Source organism: Streptomyces coeruleofuscus (assembly GCF_039532725.1).
GTDB classification, from domain to species: domain Bacteria; phylum Actinomycetota; class Actinomycetes; order Streptomycetales; family Streptomycetaceae; genus Streptomyces; species Streptomyces coeruleofuscus.
This window is the reverse complement of record NZ_BAAASE010000005.1, coordinates 154,616-168,957: the sequence shown is the minus strand read 5'-3', so window position 1 is coordinate 168,957 and position 14,342 is coordinate 154,616. Positions and strand designations below refer to the sequence as shown.

Below are 14,342 nucleotides of genomic sequence, written 5' to 3'. Positions count from 1 at the left end.
CCCCCAAGCCTAAGCGGGAGGTGCTGAGCAGTGTCCGAAACAGAGTCCACCGTCGTCGCCCTCGCTGAAACTATGGCATCTGTTCGGGTTTCGCTGTACCGTCTCGCTGACCCACCACGACGTGCGGTAGAGCCGCTCACGCATCCACGGGTGGAGAGGAGACGGACGATGATGTTCACCTCACATTTGTCGAAAGCGCTCATCGGCGGTCTGACCGCCACACTGGTTCTGGCCGGTTGCGGCCGGTCCGATACACAACGAGACGGGGACGCCAAGGGCGCTCCCGTCGGCACCTCACAGGCCAAGGGGCACATCAGCGTCTGGGCCATGGGCACCGAGGGCGAGCGCCTGCCCGAGTTGGCCGCCCGCTTCGAGAAGGCCAATCCGGACGCGAAGGTGCAGGTCACGGCCATCCCGTGGCAGGACTACACCAAGAAGGTCGAAACGGCGATCGCCTCCAAGGACACCCCCGACGCCACCCTCGTCGGATCCGCCGACCTGACGAACTTCGCCTCGACGGGCGGACTCGAGCAGGTGCCCGCCGACCTCGTCGACACCTCGTCCTTCTACCGCGGCGCCGCCCGGAGCACCACCTTCGACGGAGGCACGTACGCCGTCCCCTGGTACGTGGAGACGCGCTCCCTCTTCTACCGCAAGGACCTGGCACGGGCTGCCGGAGTGTCCGCGCCGAAGACCTGGCAGGAGTACGGCCCGTTCCTCAAGGCCCTCCAGAAGGAGGGCGCGAAGTGGGGTCTGTCGCTGCCCACCGGCGTGGCGCAGAGCTGGCAGAGCGTGCTGCCCTTCATGTGGCAGGCAGGTGCGAACCTGATGAACGAGGACGGCACCGAATTCACCTTCACCACGCCCGAGGCCCGCGAGGGGATGAAGCGCTACCAGTCGTTCTTCACGTCGAAGACCGCGAGCCGCAACGGGCCGGTGAGCCTCGGGGAGATCGAGCCGCAGTTCGTCGACGGTTCCACCGCCGCACTCATCTCGGGCCCCTGGGAGACGGCCCTGCTGAAGGAGGCGGGCGGGGCGGACTTCGTCAAGGACAAGGTGGGGGTCGTCGCGCTCCCGAAGGGGCCGAAGTCCAACGCCGGTTACATCGGGGGAGGGCACTGGTCGGTGTTCAAGGAGGCGAAGAACCGCGACGGAGCCTGGAAGTTCGTCCGGTGGCTCTCCCGGCCCGACGTCCAGCAGGACTGGTACGAACTGTCCGGGGACCTTCCCGCCGTGCAGCAGGCCTGGAATGAGGGGAAGCTCAAGTCGGATCCGACGCTGGCCGTCTTCCGGTCCCAGCTGAAAACCGCGCTGCCCAGCCCGAACGTCACCACGTGGAAGCAGGTCACCGCGGTCCTCGATGCCGAGATCGAGAAGGTGGCCAAGGGTGTCTCGTCGCCCGAGGCGGCTCTGGAACGGGTCCAGGCGAAGGCGTCGTCGATCGGAACGGGGCAGCCTCGATGACCACGACCACCTTCGTGGAACCCGCACGCGAGAGGTCTTCCACCAGGCAACGGCACCAGGGGCCGAGGGGCGGTTCCGGACGCCTGCGGCGCACACTGGTCGCCTGGGCCTTCTGCTCGCCCTTCGTCCTGCTGTTCGCCACCTTCGGCCTCTGGCCGGTCCTCTCGTCACTGTCGATGAGCGTCACCGACATCACCAGCAAGGACGTGGAGACGCCCTTCAGCGTCAACTTCGTCGGCCTGGAGAACTACGCCACGCTGTTCGCCGATCCCACCTTCGTCCGCGCCGCCCTGAACACGCTCTATTTCGTCGCTGTGGGCATCCCTCTGACGATGGTGATCTCTCTTGCGATCGCCGTCGCACTCAACTCCGGGATCCAGCGGGCGAAGGGCTTCTTCCGGGTCGCCTACTTCGCTCCGGTCGTGACGAGCATCGTGGCGATAGCGGTCGTGTGGAGGTACCTCTACAAGCCCGACGGGATGATCAACTCGGTCCTGTCGGTCGTAGGGATCTCGGGGCCGGACTGGCTGAACGATCCCAACTGGTCCATGCCGGCCCTCATCCTCATGGCGGTCTGGCGGCACTTCGGCATCCCCATGGTGATCTTCCTGGCGGGACTGCAGTCGATACCTCCCGAGCTGCACGAGGCGGCCGTTGTGGACGGCGCGTCCCGCTGGCGAGCCTTCCGCAGCGTGACCTTGCCGCTGCTGCGGCCCACCACGCTGGTCGTCGCCGTTCTGCTCAGCATCAGCTACCTCCAGTTCTTCGAGGAACCGTTCGTCATGACGAGCGGTGGCCCCTTGGACAGCACGACGTCGATCAGCTACTACGCCTACGAGCAGTTCGGCTTCGGGAACTACGGAATGGCCTCGGCCGCGTCCTATGTGCTGGTCACCGCGATAGCTCTGCTGAGCCTCCTGCAGTTCCGCCTCTTCCGAGCGAAGGCCTGACATGACCGCCCCCACCGTAACGACCGCTCCGGCTTTCCGGGACCGGCGTCCGTCCCGGCGCGTCCCTACGGCTCGTGTCGTCCTCTACTGCGCCCTCGTGCTGGGACTCCTCGCGACGCTGGCGCCTTTTGCCTGGATGTTCCTCGGCTCGGTGAAACCGACGGGTGAGATCGTCGCCCATCCGAGTTCCTGGCTCCCCCGGTCCGCGACCCTCGCGAACTTCGAACAGCTGCTGTCGAAGCAGAACTTCGGACTGTACTTCCTGAACAGCACACTCGTCGCGGTGGCCTGTGTTCTGGGAAATCTGCTGTTCTGCTCGATGGCCGGTTACGCCTTCGCGAAGATCGAGTTCGCGGGGAAGCGTCTGCTGTTCGGCCTCGTCCTCACCATGCTGATCATCCCCGGCGTCACCACCTTCGTCCCCCTGTTCGTGCTCGTCAGCAACATGGGCCTGGGCAACTCCTACCTCGGACTCGTCCTGCCCTTCCTCGTGACACCGTTCGGCGTGTTCATCATGCGGCAGTTCATCCGGGACATCCCGGACGCCCTCGTCGAGGCTGCGCGCCTCGACGGTGCGGGCGAATCCCGGATCTTCTTCAGGGTGATCCTTCCCCTGACACGGCCCGCACTGGCGACGCTGGCGATCCTCACCTTTCTCGCGCAGTGGAACAACTTCCTGTGGCCGCTCGTCGTCGCGCAGACCGAGGACCACTACACGCTGCCCGTCGCCCTCGCCCTCTTCTCCGTGGGAGCCAACGGCACCAACTACGGCCTGCTGCTGGCCGGGGCGGTCACGGTCGTCACACCGATCATCCTGCTCTTCCTCGCCCTGCAGCGCCACTTCATCCAGGGCGTCGCCAACACCGGCATCAAGTAGACCGGACCGCGCCCGACCCGACCGTCGGCAGGCGCCGACGGCTCCCTGGGCGCCCTTTGTTCCTGCCCTTTCGACTCCCGCGTCGACACGCGCACATACGACAGGAGAACCAGCCATGCTTCGTCCCCAGGACGGCCCCACTCGTGAACGCCGCTCTCTCTGCGGCCTGTGGAGCTTCCGCCTGGACGCGGAGGGTGCCGGCCGTGCCGAGGGCTGGTGGCGCGCGCGGCTCGCGGGCGCCGTGGACATCCCGGTGCCGGCCAGCTACAACGACATCTTCCCGGACAAGACCGTCCGTGACCATGTCGGGGACGTCTGGTACCAGACGCAGGTATGGGTTCCTGACCGGTGGGCGGGGGAACGGACGGTGCTCCGCTTCGACGCCGCGACGCATCGCGCCGTCGCCTGGGTCAACGATGTCGAGGTCGCCCGGCACGAAGGCGGTTACACCCCCTTCGAGGCCGACGTCACGGCGCACTTGCGGCCGGGTGCCGAGAACCGTGTCACCGTCGTGGTCAACAACGAACTGACCTGGGAGTCGATACCGCCCGGCCGAGTGGAGGAACGAGCGGACGGCCGCCGGGTGCAGCACTACTTCCAGGACTTCTTCAACTACGCGGGGCTGCACCGGCCCGTGTGGTTGTACACCACGCCCCCCGTCCACATCACCGACATCACCGTGACCACCAGCCTGCAGGACACGGCCGGCCTCGTCGCCTACCGCGTGGACAGCACCACTCAAGCCGATGAGCACGTCGTGCGTGTCTCGCTGCGCGATGCCTCCGGGGTCGAGGTTCATGCCGCCACCGGGGCGGAGGGGACCCTGAAGATCGCGGACGTGCACCCCTGGGCGCCCGGCGACGGCTACCTCTACGAACTCGAGGCCACGCTGTGGAGCACCTCCGGCTACCTCGTCGACAGTTACCGCCAGACCGTGGGCGTGCGCACGGTGGAGGTACGGGGCAAGGAATTCCTGATCAACGGAATCCCCTTCTACTTCAAGGGTTTCGGCAAGCACGAGGACGCCGCCGTGCGCGGCAGGGCTCATGACGACATCCTGATGGTGCATGACTTCGCCCTGCTGGAGTGGACCGGCGCGAACTCGTTCCGCACCTCGCACTACCCCTATGCAGAGGAGGTGCTGGACTACGCGGACCGACAGGGTGTGGTGGTCATCGACGAGACGGCAGCCGTCGGCCTGAACCTGAACATCGCGGGAGGTGTTTTCGGCTCCGGTCGTAAGGCGTCGACGTTCTCGCCCGACACCGTGGGTGAGAGCACACTTCGCACGCACATGCAGGCGGTGAGGGAGCTCGTGGCGCGCGACAAGAACCATCCGAGTGTCGTGCTGTGGTCCATCGCCAACGAGCCGGACAACGTCCAACCAGAGGCGCGCGACTACTTCGCACCGCTGGCGGCCGAGGCACGCCGACTGGATCCCTCACGGCCCGTCGCCTACGTCAACGCGCTCATGGGGAAGCCGGACCAGTGTGTGGTCACCGACCTGTTCGACGTCGTGCTCCTCAACCGTTACTACGGCTGGTACTTCGGCCCCGACGACCTGGCGGCGGCCGAGACGGAGTTGGAAGCGGAACTGCGGCAGTGGGCCGCGCACGACAAGCCCATCGTCATCACCGAGTACGGAGCGGACGCCTACCCCGGACTGCGCAGCGTCGTACCCAGCCCGTGGACCGAGGAGTACCAGACCGAACTGCTCGACGTGTATCACCGGGTGTTCGACCGTGTCGACGCGGTCGTCGGCGAGCAGGTCTGGAACTTCGCCGACTTCGCCACGGCGCCCGGTGTCTTCCGTGTCGACGGCAACAAGAAGGGAGTATTCACCCGCGAACGTCGGCCGAAGGGCGCGGCGTTCAGGCTGCGCGCCCGCTGGCGGAAAGACGACTAACAGGTCCTGAAGCTGTCGGTCATATGGCGCGTCGATGCCGCGCTGGAACTTTTCCTCGCGCCGCTCTGCGTCCGTGATCTGTCGCCGCACCCGGTCCAGGGTGAGGATCAGCCAGGTCACGCGGCCGGTGCCCTACCAGCCCATGTCCCTGGCCACTTCTTCTTGGGCTGCGGCGATCTCCTCCTCGGTGGACTCGACAACGTCCACCTCTTCCAAGCGTGTGAGCAGGTCTGCGAGAGCCTGCTTCTGAGCCGGGTGCGTGATCGGCACGGTGTTCAGATCTGTGCTCATCAGCCAGTCGAACAGCACGATGGCGTCGGAGCGCCACAGGCGCAGATCGACGGTCGGTGTGGACCCCCAGGGGAAGCCAGTTTCCATCGAGGCATCATGCCAGGTCAGCTCCGTGCCGGACTGCCCGGCCCAAGATGCGCGCCACTTCGATGTCACGGGACAGCAGAGGAGACCCATGAACATCGGCGAGGCGGCCCGCAAGCTCGGCGTCGACCCGGCCGCCCTGTGCCGCGGTTCACCGAGGTCTGGGAATGCATGCAGCAGGAGCCGCCATGCTCCGCCTGCGGCCAGCAAGCCGTCGTCTTCAGCTCAGAGACGTTGGCCGCCTGGGGGGTGGGACGGCCCGCAGCAGCTCCCACAGCGGCCGTGAGCCCGATGCCCACACGGCCGGCGTCTGGCGGTCCACGCCGTGCAGCCGCTGCTGCTTGGCGAAGTCCACGGCCGGCGCGGTGACCCTGCCATTTGTCACGATCACCGCGACGTCCGCCCCGTGCACCGGCCTCGCTGTCCCGTTGAGCACCTGCAAATCGGGAGTGCCCACTGCTGAGCCCCTCACCCCGTGGCGGCGTTGCTTGCGCTGGATCACCCAGCGCCGCCCGAGCGGATCCGTGGCCGTGACGTCCGCGCCGGGTCGCCGCCCCCGCCGACCCTTTGCGCGTCCCGGCAGCCGTCCCGGCGCATCAGGTCAGCTTTCTCGATTCCGCGAGACCATGATGTGACCGTACGGCTTACCGCGAGTGTCCACTGGTTGACGCCATCCGCGGCGGCTCCCATGCTGGTAGGAGGGGCTGGCGGAAGGGACCGCGGTCGTGCGTGGTGGGCAGAGTGGTCTTCCCCGGGTGCTGACGGCAGCCGAGGCGGCGGCGCCAGTGGACTCTGTCGACGTGGTCGCCGAGGACCTGCGGCGGCGTTTCGAGGCCACGAAGGTCTCCTTCCTCATAGTGGACCTGACGGGCAGGGCGGTGGCGCGGCTGTCCACCGCCCCCGCGGACGGTGGCCGGGAGGCTGAGAGGATCCCCCTGTTCGGCAGCGTCTACGAGGAAGTGATCCGTACCCAGCGGCTGTACCAGGAGGCGACCGCCCACGGACATCGGGTGATCATGCCGGTCACCAACCGGGGGGATGCGATCGGGCTGCTGGAGCTGCTCCTTCCGGCCGACCCCGGCGCGGACATCCTCGATGCGGTCGGGGAGGCCGCCCACCTCCTGGCCTACATCGTGATCGCCAACGGGCGCTTCACCGATCTCTACACCTGGGGCAAACGCTCCAGACCCCCCACCCTGGCAGCAGAAATCCAGTACCAGCTACTGCCCCCGTCACTGTCGTGCGAGGCCGCACAGTTCACCCTGAGCGGGAACCTGGAGCCCTCCGAAGACCTCAGCGGCGACACCTTCGACTACACCCTGGACCGAGACACCCTGCACGTGTCGGTGACCGACCCCATGGGCCACGACATCGACGCCGCCTTGGCCGCCACGCTCCTGATCAGTGCCCTGCGCGGCGCCCGCCGCGCGGGAGCCGGCCTGGCCGAGCAGGCCCACCTGGCCGACCAGGCACTGATCGACCACAGCCACGGTCACGCCACCGGACAGCTCCTGCGCATCCATCTCCACACCGGACAGGCCCAGCTCGTCAACGCCGGCCACCCCTGGCCACTGCGCATGCGTGACGGGACTGTGGAGGTGATCACCTGCAAGGTGGACCATCCCTTCGGACTGTCCGAGTTCACACCCCACCCCTACCGTGTTCAGGACCTCGATCTGCGCCCCGGCGACCGTCTGCTCATGGTCACCGACGGCATGCTCGAACGTCACGGTGAGAAGGTCGACCTGCCCGCCCTGCTCGAACACACCCGGGACCTGCACCCGCGGGAAACCGTGCTGGCGCTGACGTCCGCAGTCCGGGACGCCGCCGACGGCCGACTCGAAGACGACGCCACCGCCATGTGCCTGGACTGGCACGGCCCCCAGGAGACCCAGCGGCACGTCAGCTCCGGCGCGGACACCGGGCAGGCCTCAGCCGCCCGCACCAAGCAGCAGCCATGACCAGGGCGCTCCCGCGAGCGGCGGCACGGAACGCGGGGCCGGTGAGGTAGTCCATCGCGCCGCTCACCGGGACGATCACGCAGCCGCCCGTTCTGTCGAGCCCGTGAGCTCAACGACTCGGGGTAGCGACCGGCCGACGGACAGGCGTGCCTCCAGCGCGGGCGAGGAGCTGTCGAGTGGCTGGTGAGAATGCGGCGATGTGCCTGGGGAGGTCGGCGCTGTCCCCTCTAGGTCCAGTCGCGCGGTCCAGGGGCGGTGGTCACCCGGCCGGTGCGGGGTTGAGAAACAGTCTCGCTGGGCTCTCCGCAGCAGCTTGGTGCGGAGAGCCCGCCCCTCGATCGGAGTGGCCCCAGCGATGCGACTGCTGCCTCCGCCGCCGGCTGAAGAACAGGAACGGATGCTGACGTCTTCGCGCTGAACCCGTGTTCATGTCCGCGGCCACACCTGCTCAACGACGGCCGTGGTGCAGAAGCACGGACTCAGCGGTCCGTAGGGATGCCCCGTAGCCCGGACCGAGCCCGCGACGCCGGGGCGGCCTTCGCCCCGGACCGCGCGCTACGGGCACCGACGCTGTACCGTCCCGCCCGGGCGCCTGGTCGTCCACAGCGATGCCCGGACACCGGTGCGCCTCAGCGGTCGGCATCCACCGCGGCGAGGGCATGGGCGAGGTCCTCCCCAACGCTGTCAAGGGTGTCGGTGAGGGTGTCGATCGCGTCGAGGACGTCATCAGCGGCCGCCGTGCTCCATCCGTTCGGGCCGGCGAGGTCCGCGAGGTGGCACGCGCTCTACCGTCTGCTCGGCTGCCTTCTGCACCCAGGGCCTGGCCTGCGCCGACCACTCCATGACCACTCAACGACCGTTCCGCTCGAAAGGGTCCGGCGAGCAGTGTCACACGGGAAGATCACCTCGCCCGCCTGAACCGGTGCTCGGGCCATAGCACTCGAACGGACGCCGACCGCTGTGGAAGGCATGGTGCGTGACGTGGACGCTGCCCGAGCCGATGCTGACCTCACCCGTGCCCATCCCGGTCTGCGGCCCGGGTGGGCCGCAGAGCCGAAGTGGGACGGGTTCCGGGCACTCGTGTCCGTCGATACGGGCCACGTGGTGCTCAAGGCGCGGCACCAAACTGGCCCCCGCCGCGTTCCCGGAGGTTGTGGCCGGCACAGCGCAGCTGCCGGACGCGACCGCGCTGGACGACGAGCTGGTCGTGTCGGAGGAAGGACGGCTCGCCTTCCAGCGATTGCAGAACCGGTTGCAGCGGCGTGGCGCTGGGGTGCCCGGGCGTCGGAGGAGCGGTCGGCCCACTTCGTCTTCTCTGCCAAGTTGAGCGTGGTGAGCCCCTCCATCGTGACAACACCCAACTTCGCCAAGAACTCGCAGCGCCGACGGATGTTGTCACACGACTCCGTCCTGATGGCGCTTGCTGAAATCGGCACCTCATACGCGCCTCACGCTTGTCGTCAGTCGTGATTGATGAGGTGTCCGGTGTCGTTGAGGGCGGCGAGGACCCAAGTGGCGTGTCCGAAGCGGTCGTCGTGGTGCTCGAGGCGTGTCAGGCCAGCATGGTCGGTGCCGAAGCCCACGCGGGACGTGGCCTTGGGGGGCGATGTTGAGGAGCAGGTGGCAGGCGGCGTGGGTGGTTTCGCTGTGGGCGGCAAGCAGGATGCTCTGACCCTGGTGACGTTCGATGAGGGCGGCCAAGTGGTTCGTGGCCCGGGTGAGGTAGCGGTTCCAGGTGTCGGAGCCGGGTGCGTAGGGCTGGTCGGGGTGGGTGTGCGGGGCACCGCCGAAGGCGCTCTCGATGTCGCGCCACAGTTGTCCGTCGGCTTGGCCGTGGCGGGGACCGTCGAGTCCGAGCTCGGTGACGAGCGTTAGACCAAGGGCGTTGGCGAGGATTCGACCGCTTTCCTGCAGGCGGAGCCTTGAGCCTGCGTACAGGACGTCGAAGGCGGGCCCGGTGTGCTGCTGGGCGGCGAGCCGGCCAGCCAGCAGTTCGACCTGGTGGCGTCCGTGGTCGGTGAGCCCGGTGCAGGTCCTGGGCCCGCCGACGCGGCCGTCGACGTTGCACCGGGCTTGTCCGTGGCGGGCGATGGTCAGCCGCGTGGTGATGGGCACTGTGGCTGTGTCAGGGGAGGGCGGCGGCGAGCTTGTCGGCGGTACGCAGCGTCAGCGCGGCCAAGGTGAGGGTGGGGTTGGCCGTACTGCCGGTGGGGAAAACGGACGGGCCCACGACCCACAGGTTGGTGTGGGCGTGGGAGAGCCCGTCCGCGTTGACCACGGAGGTCGCCCGGTCGGTTCCCATACGGGTGGTGCCCATGGGGTGGCCGGCTCCGTTGAACTTGAGCGTCGGCTGCAGTGGTTCGACCTCCTCCGCGCCGGCGGTGTCCTCCATGTGCTGCCAGATACGGCGGGCGACGGAGTGGCCGTAGGCCAAGGCCCTCTTGGAGTAGTCGTCGATCTTGAAGGCGATCTTGGGCCGGGGGATGTCGAGGCCGTCCCTCTCGTCCGAGAGGGTGACCCGGTTGGCGGAGTCGGGGAGCTGTTCGGTGGAGTAGCCGATGCGCAGCATGCGGGTGACCCGCTCGGCCAGCTTGTCCTGCAGATCTGTGCCGTAGTGCTTGAGCTTCTTGGCGACCGGATCCCACATCAGCTTGTCGACTGCCGCGGCCGGGGACTCGAAGCGGCCCCATCCGTCATTGCCGATCGTCATACGGAACGCGCCGGTGGTGCGCCGCCATGGCCCGTCGCGGAACGTCTCGATGCTGAGGGTCGACTGGGGGCCGCGATAGGGGAAGACGGGCTGGCCGAACAGGCCGACGACCTCTTCGGCGAGATGGTCCATGAGGTTGCGGCCGACCTGGTCGCTGCGGTTGTCCAGCCCCGAGAGCAACCACAGCTTCGGGGTCTCGATCGCGTTCACCGCCAGCACGACATGGGTGGCGTTCACCTGCTCTTCGGCCCGCTCGGTGGTGGTCCAGTCACGAAAGACGACGGTGGGCGAGGCGTTGCCGGGCCGCGGCACGAGTCGGGTGACGGTGCAGCCGGTGCGCACCTGGACGTCGAGTTCGTCGCGAGCCCGGCGGACATGGACGGAGGCGTCGTACTTCGCGCCGGACGGGCAGATCGGGATGCAGCTGGAGTTGCCCTGGCAGGCGCTGCGCCCCTGGTATTCCTCCGAGTTGCGGGCCTGGGGGGTGGTGAGCACGGTGACGTCAGTGCCGTCGATCGGCTCGATGTCGGCCAGGGCGGCGCGTACGAGTTCGTCGCCGTAGCTGGCGGCGATGCCGGGCATGGGGTAGTCCGTGCTGCGCGGGGTGAGCGGCTCCCACTCGTCTCGGTTTCCCGACACACCCAGTTCCACCTCGGCCTGGGCGTAGTACGGTTCGAGGTCGTTGTAGGTGAGCGGCCAGTCCACGGCGATGCCGTATCGGGTCTTGAGGTCGAAGTCGGTGGGCAGGAATCGGGGCGTGTTGCCGCGCCAGGCCCAGGTGCTGCCGCCGACCATGCGCTGGAAGCCGCTCTTGAACAGGTCGGGGCCGCTCTCCACGTAGTAGCGGTTCATGGCGACTGGGTCACCGGTGCCGTCCGAGGAGGGCGCGTAGCCGAGTTTGTTGTTGGACAGCGCGGCGTACGGGGAAGGGACGTTCTTGGCCGGCGAAACCTGGTAGGCGTCGACGAACGCCTCGCGCTGGTCGTAATCGATGTCGTTGTCGCCGGCATCCAGAAGCAGGATCCGCGCCTGCGGCTTAGCCTCCTTGATCCGGCACGCGCACATCGCCCCGGCCACTCCCGCGCCGATGATGACGACGTCATAGGCGGTGTCCATCAGCTCTCCCTGCCTGGGTGCTGGGTCCAGTAGCCGTAGCCACCCGGAACCGGGGCAGCGGAGAGAGGGTGGGCGCTGATGATCTTCCACACCAGCCCGGCGCGATAGCGCGCGGGCGTGTCCGGCGCGTCCTGCGTGTTGTCGGGGCGCGTGAACTGCGCGGTGTACCAGATCGCGAGCGTCTCCCGGCTGAGCCTCGCCAGCGCCGGGTCTGCGTTGACGGCGGCGAAAAACGCCGCGCCAGGGTCGGGCTGCCCAGCGGCTGCACGGTGGGCGTCGATGAGACGGTCCAGGTCGGCAGGGAAGTGGCGGGCGAGGCGCTCGCGGTGTGCGTCCGCCGTCGCTGGGTCCAGCGGGTATTCGCCTGTGAGGAGTTCGGACAGCGCACGGAAGTCTGCGGCGTGGGTCATTGCGGCTGCCTCCTGCTCACTCGTCGAAGACGAGGTCTTCGGAGGGGTGGGTCATCCGCACCTTGCTGTTGATGACTTCGACCACCGCGTCGAGGCCGGTGGTGGACTGGCCGGTGGACAGGATCCAGAACTTGTCCTGGGCCTGGTCCAGGAATGCGGGAAATCCGCTCAGGTCCGGGTCGCCGAGGTTGAGGTAGTCCACCAGCCGCCGGAACAGCTTCGGCAGGATCACTGCTCCGTTGTCCTCGGTGATGGAGGACATCCCGGTGACGGTCGCCCCGCTGAGGGTGACGTCGTCGGCCCACAGGCCCTTGGCGGGCGTGGTGGCCTGCGCCTGATGGACCGCGGCCGTCAGCTCGGTGCGCAGGTCGGCGTAGAGGCTGCGGTAGTAGGTGGGATAGGCCAGGCCGGCCGCGAGGAGGTGATGGTTGACTGTGGTCTTCAGCATCGGCACGTCGACGAAGACCTCTGTCCCGCTCGTGCTCGGGGGTGTTCCCCGGCCGGCCAGGGCGATGCAGCGGCGATCCTTCGCCGCGCCGCGGGTGAGGATCCAGCCGGGCACGGTGGCGGGGGTGGCAGCGGTGACCTTCTCCTTCGCGTCCCGCTGCACGCTCGTGAAGCCGAGCCAACGCAGCAGTTCCTCCTGCGCGGCGTGGCCGTGAGCCAGCGGCTGGTGGACCTCCGGGCCAGTGCGGGCGTAGTGGGTCTCCAGCGCGTCGATGGCCTCCAGTCGCAGCCTGGCCTTGCCGGACGTGTTGTGTTCCACCTTGTAGAACCCGCCAACGAGGTCCCACTCGGTCGGATCGTCAGGGGTGAAATTGACCGTATCTCCGTCCGGCCGGGCTCCGAGGATTTGGTACGAGCCCTTGATCAGCAGCATCGGCATGGCGACTCCCTTGGACGGGGACGCGGACCTCGATGCCGGCGAGCACCCGGGCCGCGACCCACGAGCGCATCACTATGAGTGACACGGTATGCGCAAACAGTAGCTAACTGTGTCAAATTGGGCATCTGGTGAGTCGCTCGACAGACCCTGAGCACGCGTGACGCGGGGCTTGCCGCCTTGGTCTCTGCTCTCACAGGACTCCCGGGATGGGCGAACCACGCCACCACACAACAACGAGAGTGCGTGTTCAGCACGTAGATCCAACAGCGCCTATGTCGCCTTCGACCTGCTCGGGCTGTCCGGCATGGACACGACGGTCTGGCCGTACCGGCGGCGCCGGGCCGCGCTGGAGTCGCTGTTCGCCGGGGCGGCGGCAGTCGGCGCCGTGGGCGCTGGGCCCGTGGCGGCCGCGCTTTCGCCTGCCCCCGCGAAGCCGGCGTACATGAGGGAGTGGCAGGCCGCGGTGGAGACGGCGACGGTGACGGCGCCTTTGGCAAGTCGTACGTACCGCATGGGGCGGGAATCCTCGCTCTTCACAGGCCGATGGGCCCCAACACATCCAGATCCAAGGCGGCCGCAGGGCTGCTGTGACGCGCAGTTTTCGGTGGCAAGAGGATTCCGTCATCGGTGCGGCATGGGTACGCCTGCGGAGCGGAGTTCGGTCTCGGTGAGCGCGGTCAGCCGGGCCGCGACCGGTGCCTGGTCGTCGCGGTGGTTGTTGATCAGCTTGTACTGGGCGGAGGCCTTGGCCCATGCCTGCCGGCTGGCATGATCTCCCAGCAGTGCGGGGTTGGCGAGGTAGTGGTCGGCCATGGCGGTCGCGAGTTCTTCGATCCTCGGGTCGTACGGTTCCCAGGTCTCGGCCTCCCAGCCGTGCTTGGTCAGGTCGATGTACTCGGGGTCGTCCAGCCCGTGTTCGAGCTGGGTCAGTAAGCCGTCGAAGCCTTCCGGCACCAGCGCCCGGGCCAGTACGAGGGCCTCGCGTTGTGCGGCCACGTAGTCGGGGCCGAAGCCGAGGGCGGACATCCGGTCCAGGACCGCGCAGGCACGGTGTGGCTCGCGACGCGCATCGGAGGCAGCGTGGAGCCTGCCGGTCTGCGCGGGGCGGCGGAGTTCGGTCAGGTGGTGCCGGCCGCGCTGCCCTTTGTAGCGGGAGCAGACGTGGCACGGGACCTGCAGGCGGCCCCGGAGGGCAAGGCGCTGCTCGACTGCTCCAACCCGGTCGGGCCGGGCTTCCGGCTGCTGACGGACGGAGGCCCCTCAGCCGCGCAGCAACTGGCCGCGGCGACACCAGGAGCCCACGTGGTCAAGGCTTTCAACCTCTGCCACGAGGACGTGTGGCGCACGCGGCCGCCCGTCTTCGATGGGCGACCACTGGCTGTTCCCGTCTGCGGGGACGACGAGACGGCCCTCCTGCGTGTACGCCAGTCGGTGCAGGACGTGGGCTGCGACCCCGTGGCCGGCGGTGGTCTCGAACGTGCGGGACTCCTGGAAGCGACCGCCGCGCTCTTCATCGCCCTGTGGGTCGGCGAGGGAGCGGATGCGCAAGCAAAACGCGCCTCCGCTGGCGTACGCGGCCGGACCGAGCCACCAGGCCGGGACCCCGGCTGGCCGTGGGCTGGACGAGCTGCGGGCAGCGCACAGCCAGCTCGTCACTGCCCGAACCGACTGGTCGGCCGCCGCCTGA

The 14,342-nt window shown here is 68.2% G+C and carries 12 protein-coding genes and 2 pseudogenes; 6 read left to right on the top strand and 8 right to left on the bottom strand.

What is annotated here, in order from left to right:
• Positions 1-168 precede the first annotated feature (168 nt).
• The 4 genes from ABFX81_RS20265 to uidA all read left to right on the top strand — a co-directional run bounded on the left by ABFX81_RS20265 (position 169) and on the right by uidA (position 5,197).
• Positions 169-1,464 (top strand): sugar ABC transporter substrate-binding protein, encoded by a 1,296-nt coding sequence (locus ABFX81_RS20265; RefSeq protein WP_346138438.1) that lies wholly within the window; start codon positions 169-171, stop codon positions 1,462-1,464.
• Positions 1,461-2,414, top strand: a complete 954-nt coding sequence (locus tag ABFX81_RS20260) for an ABC transporter permease subunit (RefSeq protein WP_086855392.1) — start codon at positions 1,461-1,463, stop codon at positions 2,412-2,414. Before ABFX81_RS20265 ends, ABFX81_RS20260 begins: the two co-directional genes overlap by 4 nt.
• A 1-nt stretch (position 2,415) precedes the next feature.
• The gene (locus ABFX81_RS20255; RefSeq protein WP_086855393.1) at positions 2,416-3,291 is read left to right on the top strand and encodes an ABC transporter permease subunit; all 876 of its coding nucleotides are present in this window, start codon (positions 2,416-2,418) and stop codon (positions 3,289-3,291) included.
• A gap of 115 nt (positions 3,292-3,406) precedes the next feature.
• Positions 3,407-5,197, top strand: a complete 1,791-nt coding sequence (gene uidA, locus ABFX81_RS20250; protein ID WP_346138437.1) for a beta-glucuronidase — start codon at positions 3,407-3,409, stop codon at positions 5,195-5,197.
• 132 nt (positions 5,198-5,329) lie between these two features.
• Here uidA and ABFX81_RS20245 read toward each other — a convergent pair whose 3' ends face one another.
• Complete coding sequence (locus ABFX81_RS20245; protein WP_086851208.1) at positions 5,330-5,575, bottom strand: hypothetical protein; 246 nt, start codon at positions 5,573-5,575, stop codon at positions 5,330-5,332.
• 217 nt (positions 5,576-5,792) lie between these two features.
• Positions 5,793-6,175: pseudogene (locus tag ABFX81_RS20240) on the bottom strand (restriction endonuclease); the annotation flags it as partial.
• Between the two features lie 182 nt (positions 6,176-6,357).
• Between ABFX81_RS20240 and ABFX81_RS20235 the strand changes: the two are divergent.
• Positions 6,358-7,533 (top strand): SpoIIE family protein phosphatase, encoded by a 1,176-nt coding sequence (locus ABFX81_RS20235; RefSeq protein ID WP_086851205.1) that lies wholly within the window; start codon positions 6,358-6,360, stop codon positions 7,531-7,533.
• A gap of 1,437 nt (positions 7,534-8,970) precedes the next feature.
• Here ABFX81_RS20235 and ABFX81_RS20230 read toward each other — a convergent pair.
• The 6 genes from ABFX81_RS20230 to ABFX81_RS20205 form a co-directional block, all read right to left on the bottom strand.
• Positions 8,971-9,648: a histidine phosphatase family protein gene (locus ABFX81_RS20230; protein WP_346138435.1), complete on the bottom strand. Its 678-nt coding sequence runs from the start codon at positions 9,646-9,648 to the stop codon at positions 8,971-8,973.
• A 10-nt stretch (positions 9,649-9,658) separates the two neighbouring features.
• On the bottom strand, positions 9,659-11,359 hold the full coding sequence (locus ABFX81_RS20225) for a GMC oxidoreductase (protein WP_086851203.1): 1,701 nt from the start codon (positions 11,357-11,359) through the stop codon (positions 9,659-9,661).
• Positions 11,359-11,769, bottom strand: a complete 411-nt coding sequence (locus ABFX81_RS20220; protein WP_086851201.1) for a sugar dehydrogenase complex small subunit — start codon at positions 11,767-11,769, stop codon at positions 11,359-11,361. The genes ABFX81_RS20225 and ABFX81_RS20220 overlap by 1 nt, the downstream gene beginning before the upstream one ends.
• A 16-nt stretch (positions 11,770-11,785) precedes the next feature.
• The gene (locus ABFX81_RS20215; protein WP_086851199.1) at positions 11,786-12,655 is read right to left on the bottom strand and encodes a nuclease; all 870 of its coding nucleotides are present in this window, start codon (positions 12,653-12,655) and stop codon (positions 11,786-11,788) included.
• A gap of 270 nt (positions 12,656-12,925) precedes the next feature.
• Positions 12,926-13,168 (bottom strand): hypothetical protein, encoded by a 243-nt coding sequence (locus ABFX81_RS20210; RefSeq protein WP_346138434.1) that lies wholly within the window; start codon positions 13,166-13,168, stop codon positions 12,926-12,928.
• 108 nt (positions 13,169-13,276) lie between these two features.
• Positions 13,277-13,681 (bottom strand): hypothetical protein, encoded by a 405-nt coding sequence (locus ABFX81_RS20205; protein WP_346138433.1) that lies wholly within the window; start codon positions 13,679-13,681, stop codon positions 13,277-13,279.
• Here ABFX81_RS20205 and ABFX81_RS20200 point away from each other — a divergent pair.
• Positions 13,640-14,342 (top strand): annotated as a pseudogene (locus ABFX81_RS20200) (NADPH-dependent F420 reductase). The gene ABFX81_RS20205 and the pseudogene ABFX81_RS20200 sit on opposite strands and share 42 nt — an antisense overlap.